Here is a 20,628-nt window from a genome sequence, read left to right on the forward strand (position 1 = left end):
AAGGTGGGGCAGATGAACGCGCCGTACGACGGTGACCGCGACCGGGAGACTCCGGCCGGAGATCCGCGCGCACAGGTACCGCCGCCACCCCCGGGCTCCCACCCGGTCCCGCCGGACCCCTATCTGCAGAACACCTACGCCCACGATCCGTACCAGCAGCAGGATCCGACCGCGCAGGACCCCGTCGGCGAGGCGCTCTACGACCGCGCCGCGCACCCTCCGCCGCCGCCCCCGCCCTACGGGCAGCCGTGGCCCCCGCAGCAACAGCAGTACCAGATGCCGTACGGCGACGACGCCACCACGCAGTACGTCGGGGTGGACGACCTGGTGACCCACGCGGCCGAGGAGCCGCCCCCCTACGACGCGTTCGCGCACCTGTACCGCGACCAGCAGCCCACCGCGGCGCCCGTCGGGCCGCCCGTGGAGCCTGTTGTGCCCGAGCCGGAGCAGCAGGCGGCCCCGGTCCCCGCGCCGCGCTCCGCCGGCCGTGGCGGCAGCATCCTGAAGTCCAGCGCCCTGATGGCGGCCGGCACCCTGGTCTCCCGCCTCACCGGCTTCGTCCGCACCCTGGTCATCGCCGCGGCGATCGGTGTCGCCACCCTCGGCGACTCCTACGCGGTCGCGATGGTCCTGCCCACGATGATCTACATCCTCACCGTCGGCGGCGGCCTCAACTCCGTCTTCGTCCCGCTGCTGGTCCGCGCGATGAAGGACGACGAGGACGGCGGCACCGCGTTCGCGAACCGGCTGCTGACCCTCGTCATGGTCATTCTCGGCGGCATCGTCACGCTCACCGTGATCGCGGCCCCGCTGCTGGTCCGCATGATGTCCACGAAGATCGCGGACAACCCGGCCACCTTCGACGTCGCGGTGACCTTCGCCCGCTACTGCCTGCCCACGATCTTCTTCATGGGTGTGCACGTCGTGATGGGGCAGATCCTCAACGCCCGAGGCAAGTTCGGCGCGATGATGTGGACCCCGGTCCTCAACAACATCGTCGTCATCTTCACCTTCGGCATGTTCATCTGGGTCTACGGCTCCTACGGCACGACCAAGATGGACGCCACCACGATCTCCCCCGAGGGCATCCAGCTGCTCGGCATCGGCACCCTGCTCGGCCTGGCCGTGCAGTCCATCGCGATGCTGCCCTATCTGCGCGAGGCGGGCTTCAAGTTCCGGCTGCGCTTCGACTGGCGCGGCCACGGACTCGGCCACGCCGCGAAGCTGGCCAAGTGGACGTTCTTCTTCGTCCTCGCCAACCAGGCCGGCCTCATCGTCGTCACCCAGCTCGCCACCTGGGCCGGGTCCGAGGCCGACAAGCTCGGTTTCCAGGGCACCGGCATCACCGCCTACAACAACGCACTGCTGATCTGGCAGATGCCGCAGGCGATCATCACGGTCTCCGTCATGGCCGCCGTGCTGCCCCGGATCTCCCGCGCCGCCCACGACGGGGACTCACCTGCGGTCCGCGACGACATCTCCTACGGCCTGCGCACCTCGGCCGTGGCCATCGTCCCGGCCGCCTTCGCCTTCCTCGCCCTCGGCGTCCCGATGTGCAGCCTGCTGTACGCCGGCACCGGAACGGACTCCGCGCGCAACATCGGATTCATCCTGATGGCCTTCGGGATCGGACTGATCCCGTTCTCCGTGCAGTACGTCGTGCTGCGCGGCTTCTACGCCTTCGAGGACACCCGCACCCCCTTCTACAACACGGTGATCGTCGCCGCGGTGAACGCCGTCGCGTCCGCGGTCTGCTTCGTCGTGCTCCCCTCCCGCTGGGCCGTGGTCGGTATGGCCTTCTCCTACGGGCTGGCCTACGCGGTCGGCGTCGGCGTCGCCGTCAGGCGGCTGCGCACCCGGCTGGGCGGCGACCTCGACGGCAAGCGCATCACCCGGACGTACGCACGCCTCACCGGCGCCTGCGTCCCCGCCGCCCTGGCCGCCGGGGTCGCGGTCTACGGCATCACCCGGACCCTGGGCAGCGGGGCTTCCGGCTCGCTGGTCTCCCTGATCGTCGGCGGCGCACTGCTGATCGGCGTCTTCTACATCGCCGCCAAGCGTATGAGGATCGAGGAAATGACCGCGATGGTCGGAATGGTGCGCGGCAGACTCGGCCGCTGATCGAAAGAACACGGCGGGCAACCATCGGCTCCCGCCGTGTGTCGTGCATAGAGCCGGACTGTGGGCACAATTGGCCTTGGCTCTGAAGTGGGATCGCGCAACGGATGGGGAGGCAGGAACGACGGTGGCGGATCGGAGTACGGCTGCCGTCGGAGTGGCCAACGAGAGCGGCGAACCGCCGCCCACCGTCCAGCAGGACGGGGCCACACCCGACGAGACGACGGATCAGGACAACCCCCAGGACGCGCGGGACGAACCGCAGGACGAGGCAGCGGAGCAGCACAAGGGCAAGAGCAAGCCGCCGGAACTCCACAGCGGCCACAAGCTGGCCCGCCGCTACCAGTTGGAGGAGTGCGTCACCCGCCTCGACGGCTTCAGCAGCTGGCGGGCGGTCGACGAGAAGCTACGGCGTGCCGTGGGCATCCATCTCCTGCCCGCCGACCACTCCAGGGCCCGTCAGGTGCTCGCGGCCGCCCGTTCGGCCGCACTCCTGGGTGATCCCCGTTTCGTCCAGGTCCTCGACGCGGTCGAGGAGAACGACCTCGTCTACGTCATCCACGAATGGCTCCCCGACGCCGCCGCGCTCAGTGACAGCCTGGCCGCCGGACCGCTGGAGCCGCACGACGCCTACCAGATGGTCAGCCAGGTCTCCCAGGCCATGGCCGCCGCCCACCGCGAGGGACTGGCGCATCTGCGGCTCAGCCCGGGCTCCGTACTGCGCACCGGTTCCGGGCAGTACCGCATCCGCGGCCTCGCCGTCACCGCCGCGCTGCGCGGCCTGAAGTCCGAGCGCCCGCAGCGCGAGGACACCGAGGCGATCGGCGCGCTGCTCTACGCCTCGCTCACCCGGCGCTGGCCCTACGAGGAGGACGCGTACGGCCTCACCGGCCTGCCCAAGGCCGTCGGGCTCGTCGCCCCCGACCAGGTGCGCGCGGGGGTCCACCGCGGGCTGTCCGAGATCGCTATGCGCGCGCTCGTCAACGAGGGCGCCACCGCCTCCCGCGAGGAATCGCCGTGCACCACTCCGGAGGAGCTGGCTCGAGCGGTCGCCGGCCTGCCCCGGATCAAGCCCCCTGAGCCGGACATCTCGCCGTACCAGCGCACCACGTACCAGCAGGGCCCCTACCGCCAGACGCCCGCCACGCCCCGGCCGGCACCGGCGTCCCCCGCTCCGCCGCCGGCCCTTCCCGGCCGCACCGGCAAGGTACTCAAGTGGGCCGTTTCCGCGCTGCTGATCGCCGCGCTGGGATTGGGCAGCTGGCAGCTCGCGGACACCCTCATGGGCCGCGAGGAACAGAGCAAGGAAGACACCGGCAACTCCCAGCGGGCCGGCCAGGACCCCAGCAGCGCCGCTCCCGGCACACCGCTGGCCATCTCCTCGGCCAGTGAGTTCTCGCCGCTGGCCGCCCCGATAGCGCCCGACAAGGTCGCGTTCGCCGTCGACGGCAAGGCCGACACCTCCTGGATCACCAGCAACTACAAGGGCCAGTCGAACTTCGGCAACCTGCCCAACCGCATCCAGGGCAGTGGCATCATCGTCGACCTGGGCAGCCGGCGTAAGGTCACCGGCATCGACCTCACGATGTGGGTACCCGGCCAGACCGTGGAGGTTCTGGCCGCGGCACCGGACGCTTCCCAGCCCACCACCCTGGCGGCCTTCCCGCAGCGGCTCGCCCCGGCGGCCAAGGCCGGGAGCACCGTTCAGGTGACCGCCGGCCAGCAGGTGGAAACGCGCTACATCCTGATCCACATCACCGACCTGCCGCCCGAGTCCGGTGGTGGCTTCCGTGGCGGCATCACGGAAATAAAGGTCCTCGGCAACAGCTGAGCAGCGGACGGGGAGGCGCTTGTGGACGACGGCAGCAAGCCGGGGGAGGAGGCCAGCGACGCTGATCTCCTCGCCCGGCACGTCGCGGGAGACCCCGACGCCTTCGGGGAGATCGTCCGGCGCCACCGCGACCGCCTCTGGGCGGTCGCTCTGCGCACTCTGGGGGACCGCGAGGAAGCCGCCGACGCCGTCCAGGACGCTCTGGTGTCCGCCTTCCGTGCCGCCCACACCTTCCGGGGCCAGTCCGCGGTGACCACCTGGCTGCACCGGATAACCGTGAACGCGTGCCTGGACCGGGCGCGCAAAACCGTCTCCCGGCGCACTTCCCCCGTCGTCGACGAGGACCGCTTCGAGACGCTCCTCGAACCGCATGAATCCGCCGCCGCCCCCGCCGAGCGCGGCGAGCTCCACCGCGAACTGATCACCGCCCTGGCCACCCTGCCTCCCGATCAGCGCGCCGCCCTTGTCCTGGTGGACATGCAGGGCTACCCCGTCGCCGAGGCCGCCGCCGTACTCGATGTGCCGACCGGCACCGTGAAGAGCAGATGCGCGCGCGGCCGGGCACGGCTCCTTCCACTCCTCACTCATCTGCGCGCCGACCAGGGGAGTAACGCGGACCCAGGCCGGGGAAGGAACCGGACGGAGGGGACATCCGTCCCAGAGACGGCAACGGAAAAGGGCGGAGGTGGCCACCAGTGACTTCGACGACGGGGATGGACGCACACCCCGAGGTCTCGGAGATCTCGGACCTGGCCGAAGGCCTCCTTCCGCCGGGCCGCTCCGCGGACGTACGCGGCCATCTCGACGGCTGCGCGCTCTGCTCCGACGTGCGCACCTCGCTGGACGAGATCCGCAACCTGCTAGGCACACTCCCCGGCCCCCCGCGCATGCCCGCCGACATCGCCGGCCGCATCGATGCCGCACTCGCCGCCGAAGCACTGCTCGACTCGACGGCGCCCCCGGCTGTTCCACGTGAAACAGCCGACGCATCGGTTCCACGTGGAACAGCGGCGGCGGCCGATCGGCCCACCGGCCACTCTCCGGCCTCCACGGGACCCGGACGCGGCCACGCCCGCCCCCGGCGCCGCTGGGCCAGGACACTGCTCGTCACGGCCTCCACGGTCGCGGTCCTGGGTCTCGGCGGCGTCCTGCTGCACTCCGTCGACCTGACGTCGAACAAGACCAACGATTCGGCCAGAAAGGACGCGGGCGTTCACGCCACCGCGCGGCAGCCCGGCGAATCGCCGAATGTCGCCGAGGCCGGCAGCGCCCTGAAAGCGCGCGTCCATGAGCTCCTGGGTCTCCCGGCGCACGTCGTCAGCGGCAAGGATCCGCAGTCCCCGGCGCTCGGCTCCGACACCCCCGCCACCACGCCGCTGCGCACCCAGTCCGTCCCCCTGCCGCCGTGTGTGCAGAACGGCATCCACCGCTCCGAGCAGCCGCTCGCCTCCGCACACGAACCGTACGAGGGCACCGACGCGTATCTGGTGGTCCTTCCGCATCCCGGCGACCCGGCCCATGTCGATCTGTATGTCGTGGACGCCGGCTGCTCCACCAAGCCGGGCCGGGTACTTCGCCAGGACACGTACGCGCGCTGACGGCGTACCACTGCGGGAATGCTGGACCCTTAGGATCCGTTAGGCAGGACGAGAGTCCCGCCAGGGCCCCGCAGTAGTCGGTAGAGACGAGGAAGACACCCGTGAGCGACGTCCGTAACGTGATCATCATCGGATCCGGGCCTGCGGGCTACACCGCCGCGCTGTACACAGCGCGCGCCGCCCTGAAGCCGCTGGTCTTCGAGGGATCGGTCACCGCAGGCGGTGCGCTGATGAACACCACCGAGGTGGAGAACTTCCCCGGCTTCCGCGAGGGCATCCTCGGCCCGGACCTCATGGACAACATGCGCGCCCAGGCCGAGCGCTTCGGCGCCGAGCTCATCCCCGACGACGTGGTCGCGGTGGACCTCAGCGGTGACATCAAGACCGTCACCGACACCGAGGGCACCGTCCACCGGGCGAAGGCCGTCATCGTCACCACCGGCTCCCAGCACCGCAAGCTGAACCTCCCCAACGAGGACCAGCTCTCCGGCCGCGGGGTCTCCTGGTGTGCCACCTGTGACGGCTTCTTCTTCAAGGACCAGGACATCGCCGTCATCGGCGGCGGCGACACGGCGATCGAGGAAGCGACGTTCCTCTCCCGCTTCGCCAAGTCCGTGACGATCGTCCACCGCCGCGACAGCCTGCGTGCCTCGAAGGCCATGCAGGAGCGCGCCTTCGCCGACCCGAAGATCTCGTTCGTGTGGGACAGCGAAGTCGCTGAGATCCACGGCGAGAACAAGCTGTCCGGCCTCACGCTGCGCAGCACCAAGAACGGTGAGAGCTCGGAGCTGCCCGTCACCGGGCTGTTCATCGCCATCGGCCACGACCCGCGCACCGAGCTGTTCAAGGGTGTGCTGGAACTGGACGGCGAGGGATACCTCACGGTCGACGCGCCCAGCACCCGTACCAACATCTCCGGTGTCTTCGCCGCCGGTGACGTCGTGGACCACACCTACCGTCAGGCGATCACGGCGGCCGGCACCGGCTGCTCGGCCGCGCTGGACGCCGAACGCTTCCTCGCCGCCCTCGCGGACGCCGAGAAGACCGCCTGACCCTCACCAACCCTCTCCCCCACACGTATCAAGCCTGAGGAGACTGCCGTGGCCGGCAAGACCAAGATTGTGACCGACGCGACCTTCGCCGAGGAGGTCCTCGCCAGCGACAAGCCCGTGCTGGTCGACTTCTGGGCCGAGTGGTGCGGCCCGTGCCGGCAGATCGCCCCCTCCCTGGAGGCGATCGCCGAGGAGCACGCCGAGGACATCACCATCGTCAAGCTCAACATCGACGAGAACCCGGTCACCGCTGCCAAGTACGGCGTGATGTCGATCCCGACGCTCAACGTCTACAAGGGCGGCGAGGTCGTGAAGACCATCGTCGGCGCCAAGCCGAAGGCCGCCATCAAGCGCGATCTGGCGGACTTCATCGGCGACGCCGTCTGAGACGACGTCGTCCGGTTCCACCGTTCGACCGTTCCACGTGAAACAGGCCCGCTCCTCGAAGGAGCGGGCCTGTTCGCGTTCCGGGGTGTCCACACCTCACAGTGGCCTGAGGACCGGCTCCTTCTGGACGGCTCCCAGCAGCCGGTCGATCGCCATCTCGACGTCTTCCTTCCAGGAGATCGTCGATCGCAGCTCCAGCCGCAGCCGGGGATAACGCGGATGGGCGCGTACCGTCTTGAAGCCCACCGCGAGTAGGTGGTCGGCCGGCAGGACACAGCCCGGCTCGGCCCACTTGGCGTCGCCGAACGCCTCGACCGCTTTGACTCCACGGCGTACCAGGTCCTTGGCGACCGTCTGCACCAATACCCGCCCGATGCCCTGCCCCTGGTACCCGGGCATGATCCTGGCGGTCATCAGCTGCACGGCGTCCGGTGACACCGGACTGGTGGGAAAGGCCATGGAGCGCGGGACATACGCCGGCGGCGCGTAGAGGACGAAGCCGGCCGGGACGTCGTCGACGTACACCACCCGGCCGCACGAGCCCCACTCCAGCAGGACCGCGGAGATCCAGGCCTCCTTCTCCAGCTCCGGCTTGCCCGCCTGCACGGCGGCCTCACCGCTTACCGGATCGAGTTCCCAGAAGACGCACGATCTGCAGCGCTTGGGGAGATCCGAGAGGTTGTCCAACGTGAGCGGAACGAGCCGACGCCCCATACGGCCAGGCCCTCATTTCTGTCGCGAACCAAACTGCCCACGAATCCCCCCACCGCCCCCAAGCCCAGTCCCGCTGCTACGAGAGCGGCCATGTGCCGCTCGTGCTCCAGTCCGACCTTCGACGCACGCATGGGCTTCCCTCCCCAGAGAGGCTCCCTACCCCTACGCATCGTAGTCTCGCCCCCTGTCCCAGGACACTGAGGACAAGCAAAGAGCGGGTGGTGTTCCGGCCGGAACACCACCCGCTCCCCTGAACGGCGGACTCATTCGACGTCGTCGTCGGACTCCTCGTCGAGCCTGCTCTCCAGGACCTTGCCTTCACCGGGGGCCATCGTCCCCAGGATCCGCTCCAGATCCTCTATCGAGGCGAACTCCACCACGATCTTTCCGCGCTTCTGCCCCAGGTCGACCTTCACCCGGGTGTCGAACCGGTCCGACAGCCGGGTGGCGAGATTGGTCAGCGCCGGGGAGACCCGCCGTCCGGCCCTCGGGCCCACCGCCTTCTTCGCGCTCTGCGGCTCGGCGTTCATCAGGGTGACGATCTCTTCGACCGCCCGCACCGACAGCCCCTCGGCCACGATGCGGTGCGCCAGCAGATCCTGATCCTCCCCGTCCTCCAGGGAGAGCAGAGCGCGCGCGTGTCCGAAGGAGATCACTCCGGCCGCGACCCGTCGCTGCACGGGTGCAGAGAGCTTCAGCAGGCGCAGCGTGTTGGAGACCTGGGAGCGTGAGCGCCCGATCCGGTCGGCCAACTGCTCATGCGTGCAGGCGAAGTCGCGCAGCAGCTGGTCGTAGGCCGCCGCCTCTTCCAGCGGGTTCAGCTGGGCGCGGTGCAGGTTCTCCAGGAGCGCGTCCAGGAGAAGCTTCTCGTCCTCGGTCGCCCGGACGATGGCCGGGATGTTCTCCAGACCGGCCTCCCGGCAGGCCCGCCACCGGCGCTCGCCCATGATGAGCTCATAGCGCTCCGGCCCCGCCTGTCGCACGACGACCGGCTGGAGCAGGCCCACTTCCTTGATGGAGGTGATGAGCTCGTTCAGCGCCTCTTCGTCGAACACCTCACGGGGCTGACGCGAGTTCGGCGTGATCGAGTCGATCGGCAGCTCGGCGAAGTAGGCGCTCGGCGCCGGGGGCGCTTCGGCTGCCGGCGGATCCGGCTCTGTTTCACGTGAAACCGGGATGTCCACCGTCGGCGGAGCATCCTGGGCTCTGGAGTTCAGACCGGCGACCTTGGTGGCCGCCAGCAAGCTCCGGTCCGCGGTCAGCAGCGGTACCGCTGACGGCGATGTACCCGCCGATGACGGTGCCGCCGGGATCAGCGCGCCTAGACCACGGCCGAGCCCTCTGCGTCGATCACTCACTGGATCCCCTCCGACATGCTGTGCTGATCATGCTCATTGGTGCCCTCGGCGCCGCGCAACGCCATCTCACGCGCCGCTTCGAGGTAGGACAGTGCCCCGCTGGAGCCCGGGTCGTAGGTCAGCACGGTCTGGCCGTAGCTGGGTGCCTCCGAGATCCGGACCGAGCGCGGGATGCTCGTGCGCAGCACTTCCTTGCCGAAGTGGGTACGCACCTCATCCGCGACCTGCGCGGCGAGCCGGGTCCGGCCGTCGTACATGGTCAACAGGATGGTTGATACATGCAGCTTGGGGTTGAGATGAGCGCGGACCAGATCCACGTTCTTCAGCAGCTGCCCCAGGCCTTCCAGCGCGTAATACTCGCACTGGATCGGGATGACCACCTCGGCGCCGGCCACCAGAGCGTTGACGGTGAGCAGGCCGAGCGACGGCGGGCAGTCGATGAGGACATAGTCCAGCGGCTGCTCATAGGCCTCGATGGCCCGCTGCAGCCGGCTCTCCCGTGCCACCAGGGACACGAGCTCGATCTCGGCACCGGCGAGGTCGATCGTGGCCGGCGCACAGAACAGCCCCTCGACATCGAGGACCGGCTGTACGACCTCGGAGAGCGGTCGGCTCTCCACCAGGACGTCATAGATCGACGGCACATCGGCATGGTGGTCGATGCCCAGCGCCGTGGAGGCGTTGCCCTGGGGATCGAGGTCGATCACCAGCACCCGCGCCCCGTGCAGGGCGAGCGATGCGGCAAGGTTGACCGTGGTCGTGGTCTTCCCGACCCCGCCCTTCTGATTGGCCACCACCATCACTCGGGTCTGAGCCGGCCGAGGGAGCCCCTCGCCGGCCCGACCGAGCGCTTCGACCGCCAACTGGGCGGCGCGACCGATGGGGGTGTCGTCCATCGGGGGCAATGTTTCACGTGAAACATCACCCCCGAATGATTCCGAACGGGGACCGGGGACCGGATCGGTCATCGGCCCCGCGATGTTGGCGTCGGACCGCAAGGATTCACTCTCCTCGACTACAGGCTCGCAATGCACAGAGCCTGCCATGCTTTCGGGGTCGTGAACCAGCGAGGCCCGACTGCCTGTGGATGAATCCACCTCATGGGCCGACTTTGAGGGCTTCTTGGCGCGCGCCTCAGCCGCGGCACGACCGCGGCTGAGGACTCCTGGGAGCAGGGAGCGACGTTTCACGTGGAACACGATGCACAGCGATGTGCCCGTTATCCCGGAGACACTCCGGATTATGTCGTTTTGGCCGTTTGTATGGAGTAGAACGCGCCTCAGTACCGGCGCCGGCCCGAGTTCTTCGCCGCCCGGCTGGCTCGCGCCGCCTTCGCCCTGCGCGTCGCCGCCCGCACGCCGCCGGGGCTCTCCCCGACCACGACCCGCACCACCGTCGACAGCGGATCCACCACGCCCTCGCCGACCTGCACCACCGAGCTCTCCACGGCACCGAGCCGGCCGAGCGCGGCCCGCGCCGCCTTCAGCTCCTCCTCGGCCGTGTCCCCCTTCAGAACGGCCATCTCGCCGTGCGGACGCAGCAGCGGAAGCCCCCAGCCGGCCAGCCGCTCCAGCGGGGCCACCGCGCGGGCCGTCACCACATCCACCGCCGGGAGCTTGCCCACCATCTCCTCGGCACGCCCCCGAACCACGGTCACATTGGACAGCGCCAGTAGCTTGACCACCTCGTCGAGGAACGTGGTCCGCCGCAGCAGCGGCTCCAGCAGGGTGATCTGCAGATCAGGGCGGGCCAGCGCCAGCGGAATCCCGGGCAGTCCCGCCCCGGAGCCCACATCGCACACCGTCATGTCCTGCGGGATCACCTCGGAGAGCACCGCACAGTTCAGCAGATGCCGCTCCCACAGCCGGGGCACCTCACGAGGACCGATCAGCCCCCGGCGCACCCCCGCGTCGGCCAGCAGCTCCGCATAGCGGACCGCATCGGCGAAACGCTCGCCGAACACTGCCTGCGCCTGCTCGGGCGGTGCGGGAAGTTCCGCCGCCGCCTCCGCCGCTGCCTCCGTCACGAGGACTGTCCTTTCCATCGATCCCGTTGCCGCACACCGCGACTTCCAGGCTTACAAGGATCGGCCCCGTCCGCGAGCAGACGGGGCCGACTGAGCCGTACCGGGCCGTGCTCGGCCCGATCAGACCGGAAGCACGACCACCCGGCGCTCGGGCTCCTCGCCCTCGGACTCGCTGCGCAGCCCCGCGGCGGCGACCGCGTCATGCACGACCTTGCGCTCGAACGGCGTCATCGGGTCCAGCTTGACCGGCTGCCCGGTGTCCTTCGCCTCGTCCGCCGCCTTGGCGCCCAGCAGCGCCAGCTCGGTCCGCTTACGGGCCCGGAAGCCACCGATGTCCAGCATCAGCCGACTGCGGTCGCCGGTCTCCCGGTGCACCGCGAGACGCGTCAGCTCCTGCAGTGCCTCAAGCACCTCGCCGTCCCGCCCGACCAGCTTGTTCAGGTCACGGCTGGAGGAGTCGCCGACGATCGAGACAGCAGCTCGCTCGCCCTCGACATCCATGTCGATGTCCCCGTCGAGGTCCGCGATGTCGAGCAGACCCTCCAGGTAGTCGGCTGCGATCTCGCCTTCCTGCTCAAGGCGGGACAGGCGATCGGCGGAGCCGCCGTCGGTCACAGTGGTGCTGTTGCCTTCCGTCACGGATGGGCTCCTCATCAGGTTCTGCACTACTTCTTGGACGGGTGCTTGGGGCGCTGCTGACCCTTGCGCTGTCCGCCCTTGGACGTTCTGGGGGAGCCGGACGCGGTGGAGCCGCCGGACGGCTTGGCGTCCTCGGGCTCCTTCTTCGTCAGGCTCGGCTTGTCACCGGTCTTGTCCGAAGCGGCCGAGGCCGACGATCCGGACGCGGAACCCTGAGCGGCGCCGGCGGCCGTCGTACGGCGCGCCTTGGTCTGCCGCTTCGGCTGCTGGCGGTTGGCGCGGGCGACCTCGACGGCCTCCTTGGCCGCGATCTCCTCGGGCGGCTCCACCAGCTTGCCCTTGGCCCGCAGCCGGTCCTGGCGCTGCTTGAAGGCCAGGCTGCCCGGCGTCGGGTTCCGGCGGATGACGAACATCTGCTGGCCCATGGTCCACAGGTTGGTGGTCAGCCAGTAGACGAGGACACCCACGGGGAAGTTGATACCCATCACGGCGAACATGACGGGGAAGACGTACATCAGCATCTTCTGCTGCTGCATGAACGGCGTCTTGACCGTCATGTCGACGTTCTTCGTCATCAGCTGGCGCTGCGTGTAGAACTGCGACGCCGACATCATGACGATCATGATCGCGGTGACGACCCGGACGTCGGTGATGGAGGCACCCAGCGCCGCGACCTTGTCGGAACTCTCGGTGAACTTGGCCGCCAGCGGAGCACCGAAGATGTGCGCCTTCTTGGCGCTGTCCAGCAGCGGCTGGTTGATCGCACCGATCGTGTCGCCGTTGGCGATGCTGCTCAGCACGCGGTACAGGGCGAAGAAGAACGGCGACTGGGCGATGATCGGCAGGCACGAGGAGAGCGGGTTGGTACCCGTCTCCTTGTACAGCTTCATCATCTCTTCGGACTGTCGCTGCTTGTCGCTCTTGTAGCGCTCCTGGATCGCCTTCATCTTCGGCTGGAGCGCCTGCATGTTGCGGGTCGACTTGATCTGCTTCACGAACAGCGGGATCAGACAGATCCGGATCAGGACCACGAGCGACACGATGGACAGGCCCCAGGCCCAGCCACTGTCGGCGCCGAAGATCTTCCCGTACACCGAGTGGAACTGGACGATGATCCAGGAGACCGGCGTGGTGATAAAACTGAACAGATTCGAGATCGTGTCCACTAATCAGGCTCCTTGAGCATGGGGCGAGGTCTCTGCGGCCGGGCTGGTCTCAGCGACGGCGGAGGGACCGCCCTTGCTGTTGCGCAACAAGTTGCGCAGCCGATCGTGCCACGGGGGGCGTTTACGTGGCGGAACATGATCGACACCACCGGGCGACCACGGATTGCACCGCAGGATGCGCCAGGCGGTCAGTGCCGACCCCTTTACCGCTCCATGCACGTCGATGGCCGTGTACCCGTAGTGCGAGCAGGAGGGGTAGTACCGGCAGACCGGGCCCAGCAAGGGGCTGATGGTCCACTGGTACACCTTGATCAGCGCCAGCAGTGGGTACTTCATCGCGCAACCCCTCCCAGCAGCCGCTGCAGGGCGGCGTCCAGGTCGCGGGCCAGCTGTGCATGGTCAGCACCACCCGCTCCGGGCAGCGCTCGTACGACTACCAGGCTACCGGGGGGCAGCAGGGCCAGCCGCTCGCGTACCAGGTGCCGCAGCCGGCGCTTCACAAGGTTGCGCTGCACGGCTCCGCCGACTGCTTTGCTCACGACGAAACCCGCACGTGCCGGGGGAGTGATCCCCCCCGATACGTGCGGGTCCATGGTCTCTGCCTGCAGATGGACAACCAGAAGCGGGCGACCCGCTCGGCGTCCTCGGCGTACCGCTGCCGCGAAGTCCTGGCGCCGCCTCAGCCGATTCTCGGTGGGCAGCACGGCATGTGACCTGTTGCGATCAGGCGGACAGGCGGGCGCGGCCCTTGACGCGGCGCGTCGCCAGGATGGCGCGGCCTGCACGCGTGCGCATCCGCAGACGGAAGCCGTGGGTCTTGGCGCGGCGGCGGTTGTTCGGCTGGAAGGTGCGCTTGCTCACTCGGGGGCTCCAGGGAAAATCGGATGAGGCGGGACGTCGCCTGGCTGTCACCGTGCGCCCACGAAAAACTCGCGGACCATTTAGGTGCACCGCTTGACGATCTTCCAGGGGGTCCCGGTAGATCCTCGCCCATCGGTAGGCAGGCGGCAGCAGCCATCGACAACTCGACCTCGATACGGTACGTGCGGTTGACCCATCCGGTCAAACCGGGGTCACCTGGGGCTCCGTTTGTGCACAGCCTGTGGACAACGACTTGAACCACTGGGCCTGCGCTGACTACCGTGGCCGAACTCGGGCATCTACCGCACACCCGACCCGACATCCTTCCCGTCCGTCCCAAGAACCACACCTTCGTGGGATTCCTCGGCACCACCAGCGACTGAGAGAGCGTGCACTGTGGCTGACGTATCTGCCGATCTAGCCGCAGTGTGGCCCCGCGTACTCCAGAAGATCCTGGTGGAGAGCGAGGACCTCAAGCCGAAGGACGCGGAGTGGCTCAAGCGCACCCAGCCGCTCGCCCTCGTCGCGGGCACCGCGGTGCTGTCCGCCCCGAACGAGTTCGCCAAGAGCGTCCTCGAAGGGCGCCTGCTGCCACTGATCACCGAAGTCCTCAGCCGTGAGTTCGGACACCCGGTCGGCATCGCCATCGCCGTCGCGTCCGGCGGCGACCAGGACGGTCCGGCGCCGGCCCCGCAGGAGCCGGTCCAGGAGCCCGCTCCGTACGGCCAGCACCGGCGGGAGTACGACGAGTCCTACGACCGGCCGCAGTCCGACCGCCCGTCCCACGACGACGGCCCCCGGATGCGCCGGGCCTACCCCGACCACCCGCCAGGACGCCCGGGCACCGACGAGTGGCCGCCCCGGCCCGCCGCCGACGACCCCTGGCAGCAGCCGCGGCTCGGCGGCTTCCAGGAGCGCGACAGCTACCAGAGCGACCGGGACCGCTACCCGGCGGACCGCGACCGTGAGTCCTATCCGCCGGCGCCGCAGTCCGGCTACCGGTCGCAGCCGCCGGAGCGCGACCGGCACGACTCGGGGCGCCACGACTCCGGACCCCGGGACGGACACCGCGACCAGCAGGGCCGCCACGACCAGGCGCCCCCCGGCCGCAGCAGCCAGGGCAGTGCCCCGAACGAGCCGACCGCCCGGCTGAACCCGAAGTACCTCTTCGACACCTTCGTCATCGGCTCGTCGAACCGGTTCGCGCACGCGGCGGCCGTGGCGGTCGCCGAGGCGCCGGCCAAGGCCTACAACCCGCTCTTCATCTACGGGGAGTCCGGGCTCGGCAAGACCCACCTGCTGCACGCCATCGGGCACTACGCGCGGAGCCTCTACCCCGGCACCCGGGTGCGGTACGTGAGCTCGGAGGAGTTCACCAACGAGTTCATCAACTCCATCCGCGACGGGAAGGGCGACACCTTCCGCAAGCGGTACCGGGAGATGGACATCCTGCTGGTCGACGACATCCAGTTCCTCGCGAGCAAGGAGTCGACGCAGGAGGAGTTCTTCCACACCTTCAACACCCTGCACAACGCGAACAAGCAGATCGTGCTCTCCTCCGACCGGCCGCCCAAGCAGCTGGTCACCCTCGAGGACCGGCTGCGCAACCGCTTCGAGTGGGGCCTGATCACGGACGTCCAGCCGCCCGAGCTGGAGACCCGGATCGCGATCCTGCGCAAGAAAGCGGTGCAGGAGCAGCTCAACGCCCCGCCCGAGGTGCTGGAGTTCATCGCCTCGCGTATCTCGCGGAACATCCGCGAGCTGGAGGGCGCGCTGATCCGCGTCACCGCGTTCGCGAGCCTGAACCGGCAGCCGGTGGACCTGCAGCTCACCGAGATCGTCCTCAAGGACCTGATCCCGGGCGGCGAGGACTCGGTGCCGGACATCACCGGGCCCGCGATCATGGCGGAGACCGCGGCGTACTTCGGTCTGGCCGTGGACGACCTGTGCGGATCCTCGCGCAGCCGGGTGCTGGTCACCGCCCGTCAGATCGCGATGTACCTGTGCCGTGAGCTGACGGACCTGTCGCTGCCGAAGATCGGCGCGCTGTTCGGCGGCCGCGACCACACGACGGTGATGCACGCGGACCGCAAGATCCGGGCGCTGATGGCCGAACGGCGGTCCATCTACAACCAGGTGACCGAGCTGACGAACCGCATCAAGAGCTGATCCTGAGCGCGTCCAGGGCCCGTCCAGGGCTCGGACAACGGCCTCAATCACGGCCTCAATGACAGCTGAAGCACGGTGGAAACGTTCAGCGCCCCGGGAGTCGAACTCCCGGGGCGCTTCTTTTTGTTCGAATCCCGGGTCCTGACCGGGGCTTCTCCACAGGTTGGGCCGGAAACGGCCGTCCACACCCTGGGGACTGGGAAGTTGTCCCAACTGCCTCCACAGGCAGGCCCGCTGCATACTCATCAGGCGAGGTCAGTGGGTTGTGGATTTGTGGGAAACCTTCGTCCACAGCCTGTGGACAGAGATTGTGGTTACCGGTCGGTCCGGAGGTTGTCCACCGGCCGCCCACAGCCTGAAGGGGGTTGTACACAGCTTCTCCACACGTTTGTCCACTGTTCGGCAACAAAACGGCGTCTGTCCCCGGGGAGAGTGAACCGCGTCACACCAAGGGGGTGGATTGGGCTGGGGAGAACCCGGGTATTTCTGGGGACAGTGCTGGGGAGAAGTGGGGGTCCCCTGTGTATGCGGTGTGCACAACTTCTGGCTGTCCACAGAAGCGGGTGGTTATGCACCGCCTCCGCCCACAGGCGCGGTGGATAAAAAACGTGCTCTGACCTGCGCAGGAACCACTTATCCACGGTATCCACAACACCTATTACTACGACTACGTATAGATAACTGGGAACCTGCTTGGAAGCATGGGCTGTGAACAACTCGGGCCGGAGCCGCCCGACACCGCCCTGCCCGGCTTGACCTCAACCCGCACCGACTGTCGGCGGCGGCTGTCAGACTGTTCACCGACAGCCAGCAACAAGCAGGAGGCGGTTCCGGTGAAGATCCGGGTGGAGCGCGACGTACTCGCCGAGGCAGTGGCTTGGGCAGCCCGCAGCCTTCCGGCCCGTCCCCCGGTACCGGTCCTCGCCGGACTGCTGCTGAAGGCGGAGGAGGGCAGGCTCAGCCTCTCCGGCTTCGACTACGAGGTCTCGGCCCGGGTCGCGGTCGACGCGGAGGTCGAGGAGGACGGCACGGTCCTCGTTTCCGGCCGCCTGCTCGCCGACATCACGCGGGCACTTCCCAACAGGCCTGTGGAGATCTCCACCGAGGGCTCCCGGGTCACCGTGGTCTGCGGCAGCTCGCGATTCACACTCCACACCCTGCCTGTGGAGGAGTACCCGGCACTGCCCGCGATGCCGGTCGCCTCCGGCACGGTGCCCGGTGAGGTCTTCGCCGCCGCGGCCGCCCAGGTGGCCATCGCCGCCGGCCGTGACGACACCCTCCCGGTGCTGACCGGTGTGCGGATCGAGATCGAGGGCGACACGGTCACCCTCGCCGCCACCGACCGCTACCGCTTCGCGGTCCGCGAGTTCATGTGGAAGCCCGAGCAGGCGGACATCTCCGCGGTCGCCCTGGTGCCCGCCAAGACCCTGCTGGACACCGCCAAGTCCCTGACCAGCGGAGACACCGTCTCCATCGCGCTGGCGGGCTCCGGCGCCGGTGAGGGCCTGATCGGCTTCGAGGGCGCCGGGCGCCGCACCACCACCCGGTTGCTCGAAGGCGACCTGCCCAAATACCGCACGCTCTTCCCGACCGAGTTCGCCTCGGTCGCCGTCATCGAGACCGCGCCCTTCGTCGAGGCCGTCAAGCGCGTCGCGCTGGTCGCCGAGCGGAACACCCCGGTGCGGCTGAGCTTCGAGCAGGGCGTCCTCACCCTGGAAGCCGGCTCCAGCGACGATGCACAGGCTGTGGAGCGGGTCGACTCCAAGCTCGACGGCGACGACATCTCGATCGCCTTCAACCCGACGTTCCTGCTGGACGGGCTCAGCGCGATCGACTCGCCGGTCGCCCAGCTCTCCTTCACCACCTCCACCAAGCCCGCGCTGCTCAGCGGCCGCCCGGCGGTGGACGCGGAGGCGGACGACGCGTACAAGTACCTGATCATGCCGGTGCGCCTCTCCGGCTGAGCCGGTCGCGCGGGGCCGTCGTAGGCTCGGTCTAGGTCAGGCACGCTTCGAACGAAGGATCTGTGATGGAGCTCGGTCTCATCGGTCTCGGCAAGATGGGCGGCAACATGCGCGAGCGCATCCGCCGCGCGGGCCACACCGTCATCGGCTACGACCGGAACCCGGACGTCGCCGATGTCCACAGCCTCAAGGAGCTTGTGGACACCCTCAAGGGTCCGCGGGTCGTGTGGGTGATGGTCCCGTCCGGTGCGGCCACCCAGTCGACCATCGACGAGCTGGCCGGCCTGCTCTCCCCCGGCGACATCGTCGTCGACGGCGGGAACTCCCGCTGGACCGACGACGAGAAGCACGGCGAGGAGCTGAAGGCCAAGGGCGTCGGCTTCGTCGACTGCGGCGTCTCCGGCGGTGTCTGGGGCCTGGAGAACGGCTACGCGCTGATGTACGGCGGCTCCGCCGAGGACGTCGCCAAGGTGCAGCCGATCTTCGACGCGCTCAAGCCCGAGGGTGAGTTCGGCTCGGTCCACGCGGGCAAGATCGGCGCCGGCCACTTCGCGAAGATGGTTCACAACGGCATCGAGTACGCGATGATGCAGGCCTACGCCGAGGGCTGGGAGCTGCTGGAGGCCGTGGACTCCGTCACCGACGTCCGCGAGGTCTTCCGCTCCTGGCAGGAGGGCACCGTCATCCGCTCCTGGCTGCTCGATCTGGCGGTCAACGCGCTGGACGACGACGAGCACCTGGAGAAACTGCGCGGCTTCGCGCAGGACTCGGGCGAGGGCCGCTGGACGGTGGAGGCCGCGATCGACAACGCGGTGCCGCTGCCGGCGATCACCGCATCGCTGTTCGCCCGTTTCGCGTCCCGCCAGGACGACTCCCCGCAGATGAAGATGATCGCGGCGCTGCGTAACCAGTTCGGCGGCCACGCGGTCGAGAACAAGTAGTAGTCATTACCGGGGAGGCCGGCGCACAGCCATGCACGTAGCGCACCTGTCGCTAGCCGACTTCCGTTCTTACGCCCGGGTCGAGGTACCGCTCGACCCGGGCGTCACCGCTTTCGTGGGCCCCAACGGGCAGGGCAAGACGAACCTCGTCGAGGCGGTCGGGTACCTGGCCACGCTGGGCAGCCACCGGGTGGCCTCCGACGCGCCGCTGGTGCGGTCGGGGGCGGAGCGCGCGGTGGTCAGGGCCCAGGTGGTGCAGGGCGACCGCCAGCAGCTCATCGAGCTGGAGATCAATCCGGGCCGGGCGAACCGGGCCCGGATCAACCGTTCGAACCAGGTCCGGCCGCGCGATGTGCTGGGCATTCTGCGGTCCGTGCTGTTCGCGCCCGAGGACCTCGCCCTGGTGAAGGGCGACCCCGGAGAGCGCCGCCGGTTCCTCGACGAACTGCTCACGACCCGCACCCCGCGGCTGGCGGGTACCCGTTCGGACTACGAGCGGGTGCTGAAACAGCGCAACACGCTGCTGAAGAGCGCGGCGATGGCCCGCAGGCACGGCGGCAAGGGCGGGGACCTGTCGACGCTGGACGTCTGGGACCAGCATCTGGCGGGCGTCGGCGCGGAGCTGCTCGCGCAGCGCCTGGACCTGACGGCCGCGCTGCAGCCGCTGGCCGACAAGGCGTACGAGCAGCTGGCTCCCGGGGGCGGTCCTGTCGCGTTGGAGTACCGCAGTTCGATCGGCGAACGACTCGCCGGAGCGAGCGGCCGGGAGGAGTTGTCCGGGCTGCTGCTGGAGGCACTGGGCGAGTCCCGCAAGCAGGAGATCGAGCGGGGGGTGACGCTCGTCGGCCCGCACCGTGACGATCTGCTGCTGAACCTTGGCCGGCTGCCGGCGAAGGGCTACGCGAGCCACGGCGAGTCCTGGTCGTACGCGCTGGCGCTGCGGCTGGCGTCGTACGAGCTGCTGAGCGCGGACGGCAGGGAGCCGGTGCTGATCCTGGACGACGTCTTCGCCGAGCTCGACGCCAAGCGCCGCCGGCGGCTGGCCGAGCTGGTGGCGCCGGGCGAACAGGTACTGGTCACCGCGGCTGTGGAGGACGATGTGCCGGATCTGCTGGTAGGGGCGCGATTCGCCGTCGAGCAGGGCGCAGCGGAGCGTGTGTCATGAGCGGGCAGCTGCCGGCGGACGGCCGGGACGCGGGAAAACCGGCCGCACCAGGAGCACCGGACGCGGACACCCCGGGCGACGGGCTGTCCGGCGTCGACCTGGCGCGGGTCGCGCTGCGCGCCGCCAAGGAGCAGGCGCGGGCGCGGGGCGCGGCGACGCAGCAGAAGAAGCAGGCGCGCCGCGGGGGCCTGCGCAGCGGTGCGCGCGCCGACGGCCGGGATCCGCTGCCGCTGGGTGCCGCGATCAGCCGGTTGATCACCGAGCGCGGCTGGGAGGCGCCGGCCGCGGTGGGCGGGGTGATGGGCCGCTGGCCGCAGATCGTCGGTGAGGACATCGCGCAGCACTGCGAGCCGGCGAAGTACGACGAGGAGGAGTGTGTCCTGACGGTGCAGTGCGACTCGACGGCGTGGGCGACGCAGCTGCGGCTGCTGGCTCCGACGCTGGTGGCGCGGCTGAACAGCGATCTGGGCCATGGCACGGTGAAGTTGATCAAGGTGCTGGGCCCGATGGGGCCGCCGCGTACCTACGGCCGGCTGCGCGCGCCGGGCAGCAAGGGCCCGGGCGACACATACGGGTGAGAGCCGTGGGTCCGCTGAGACCCTGCTCACCGTAGTCGAGGGTTGACAGCCGGAAGCCCTG

At 69.1% G+C, this 20,628-nt stretch carries 20 protein-coding genes; 11 read left to right on the forward strand and 9 right to left on the reverse strand.

The genetic code is table 11. The features are described 5' to 3' along the window. The first annotated feature begins 12 nt into the window (after nt 1–12). The 6 genes from murJ (at nt 13) to trxA (ending at nt 6,986) form a co-directional block, all read left to right on the forward strand. The gene (murJ, locus tag C8250_RS22385) at nt 13–2,121 is read left to right on the forward strand and encodes a murein biosynthesis integral membrane protein MurJ (protein WP_138351163.1); all 2,109 of its coding nucleotides are present in this window, start codon (nt 13–15) and stop codon (nt 2,119–2,121) included. Between the two features lie 124 nt (nt 2,122–2,245). Then, nucleotides 2,246–3,949, forward strand: a complete 1,704-nt coding sequence (locus tag C8250_RS22390; protein ID WP_138351164.1) for a protein kinase family protein — start codon at nt 2,246–2,248, stop codon at nt 3,947–3,949. Between the two features lie 21 nt (nt 3,950–3,970). Further along, on the forward strand, nt 3,971–4,648 hold the full coding sequence (sigM, locus tag C8250_RS22395; RefSeq protein ID WP_138351165.1) for an RNA polymerase sigma factor SigM: 678 nt from the start codon (nt 3,971–3,973) through the stop codon (nt 4,646–4,648). After that, complete coding sequence (locus C8250_RS22400) at nt 4,645–5,547, forward strand: hypothetical protein (RefSeq protein WP_244809287.1); 903 nt, start codon at nt 4,645–4,647, stop codon at nt 5,545–5,547. The genes sigM and C8250_RS22400 overlap by 4 nt, the downstream gene beginning before the upstream one ends. A gap of 101 nt (nt 5,548–5,648) precedes the next feature. Beyond that, nucleotides 5,649–6,599 carry a thioredoxin-disulfide reductase gene (gene trxB / locus C8250_RS22405; RefSeq protein WP_138351166.1) on the forward strand — a complete coding sequence of 317 codons (951 nt, stop codon included), beginning with the start codon at nt 5,649–5,651 and terminating at the stop codon, nt 6,597–6,599. 48 nt (nt 6,600–6,647) lie between these two features. Then, nucleotides 6,648–6,986, forward strand: coding sequence for a thioredoxin (trxA, locus tag C8250_RS22410; protein ID WP_138351167.1), 339 nt, complete (start codon nt 6,648–6,650; stop codon nt 6,984–6,986). A 96-nt stretch (nt 6,987–7,082) separates the two neighbouring features. Here the strand turns inward: trxA and C8250_RS22415 are convergent, their stop codons facing one another. The 9 genes from C8250_RS22415 to rpmH form a co-directional block, all read right to left on the reverse strand. Further along, the gene (locus C8250_RS22415) at nt 7,083–7,700 is read right to left on the reverse strand and encodes a GNAT family N-acetyltransferase (protein WP_138351168.1); all 618 of its coding nucleotides are present in this window, start codon (nt 7,698–7,700) and stop codon (nt 7,083–7,085) included. 263 nt (nt 7,701–7,963) lie between these two features. Then, complete coding sequence (locus tag C8250_RS22420; RefSeq protein WP_138351169.1) at nt 7,964–9,058, reverse strand: ParB/RepB/Spo0J family partition protein; 1,095 nt, start codon at nt 9,056–9,058, stop codon at nt 7,964–7,966. After that, nucleotides 9,055–10,104, reverse strand: coding sequence for a ParA family protein (locus C8250_RS22425; RefSeq protein ID WP_138351170.1), 1,050 nt, complete (start codon nt 10,102–10,104; stop codon nt 9,055–9,057). The genes C8250_RS22420 and C8250_RS22425 overlap by 4 nt, the downstream gene beginning before the upstream one ends. Before the next feature lie 233 nt (nt 10,105–10,337). Continuing rightward, the gene (gene rsmG / locus C8250_RS22430) at nt 10,338–11,102 is read right to left on the reverse strand and encodes a 16S rRNA (guanine(527)-N(7))-methyltransferase RsmG (RefSeq protein WP_138351171.1); all 765 of its coding nucleotides are present in this window, start codon (nt 11,100–11,102) and stop codon (nt 10,338–10,340) included. A 102-nt stretch (nt 11,103–11,204) separates the two neighbouring features. Further along, complete coding sequence (locus C8250_RS22435; RefSeq protein WP_138351172.1) at nt 11,205–11,723, reverse strand: R3H domain-containing nucleic acid-binding protein; 519 nt, start codon at nt 11,721–11,723, stop codon at nt 11,205–11,207. 26 nt (nt 11,724–11,749) lie between these two features. Continuing rightward, nucleotides 11,750–12,889: a membrane protein insertase YidC gene (gene yidC / locus C8250_RS22440; RefSeq protein ID WP_138351173.1), complete on the reverse strand. Its 1,140-nt coding sequence runs from the start codon at nt 12,887–12,889 to the stop codon at nt 11,750–11,752. Between the two features lie 3 nt (nt 12,890–12,892). After that, the gene (gene yidD, locus C8250_RS22445) at nt 12,893–13,225 is read right to left on the reverse strand and encodes a membrane protein insertion efficiency factor YidD (RefSeq protein ID WP_138351174.1); all 333 of its coding nucleotides are present in this window, start codon (nt 13,223–13,225) and stop codon (nt 12,893–12,895) included. Beyond that, entirely contained in the window at nt 13,222–13,593 is a 372-nt protein-coding gene (gene rnpA / locus C8250_RS22450) for a ribonuclease P protein component (RefSeq protein WP_138351175.1), read from the reverse strand. The genes yidD and rnpA overlap by 4 nt, the downstream gene beginning before the upstream one ends. A 19-nt stretch (nt 13,594–13,612) precedes the next feature. Next, nucleotides 13,613–13,750, reverse strand: a complete 138-nt coding sequence (rpmH, locus tag C8250_RS22455) for a 50S ribosomal protein L34 (protein ID WP_138351176.1) — start codon at nt 13,748–13,750, stop codon at nt 13,613–13,615. Between the two features lie 396 nt (nt 13,751–14,146). Between rpmH and dnaA the strand changes: the two genes are divergently transcribed. The 5 genes from dnaA (at nt 14,147) to C8250_RS22480 (ending at nt 20,567) form a co-directional block, all read left to right on the forward strand. Then, nucleotides 14,147–15,919 (forward strand): chromosomal replication initiator protein DnaA, encoded by a 1,773-nt coding sequence (dnaA, locus tag C8250_RS22460; protein ID WP_138351177.1) that lies wholly within the window; start codon nt 14,147–14,149, stop codon nt 15,917–15,919. Nucleotides 15,920–16,752: 833 nt separating this feature from the next. Beyond that, nucleotides 16,753–17,883, forward strand: coding sequence for a DNA polymerase III subunit beta (gene dnaN / locus C8250_RS22465; RefSeq protein WP_138351178.1), 1,131 nt, complete (start codon nt 16,753–16,755; stop codon nt 17,881–17,883). A 65-nt stretch (nt 17,884–17,948) separates the two neighbouring features. Beyond that, nucleotides 17,949–18,824: a phosphogluconate dehydrogenase (NAD(+)-dependent, decarboxylating) gene (gene gnd, locus C8250_RS22470; RefSeq protein WP_138351179.1), complete on the forward strand. Its 876-nt coding sequence runs from the start codon at nt 17,949–17,951 to the stop codon at nt 18,822–18,824. Between the two features lie 31 nt (nt 18,825–18,855). After that, nucleotides 18,856–19,989: a DNA replication/repair protein RecF gene (gene recF, locus C8250_RS22475; RefSeq protein WP_138351180.1), complete on the forward strand. Its 1,134-nt coding sequence runs from the start codon at nt 18,856–18,858 to the stop codon at nt 19,987–19,989. Then, nucleotides 19,986–20,567: a DciA family protein gene (locus C8250_RS22480; RefSeq protein WP_138351181.1), complete on the forward strand. Its 582-nt coding sequence runs from the start codon at nt 19,986–19,988 to the stop codon at nt 20,565–20,567. Before recF ends, C8250_RS22480 begins: the two co-directional genes overlap by 4 nt. The last annotated feature ends 61 nt before the right edge of the window (nt 20,568–20,628 follow it).

The organism is Streptomyces sp. So13.3, from assembly GCF_005860785.2.
Classification (GTDB): Bacteria; Actinomycetota; Actinomycetes; order Streptomycetales; family Streptomycetaceae; genus Actinacidiphila; species Actinacidiphila fildesensis.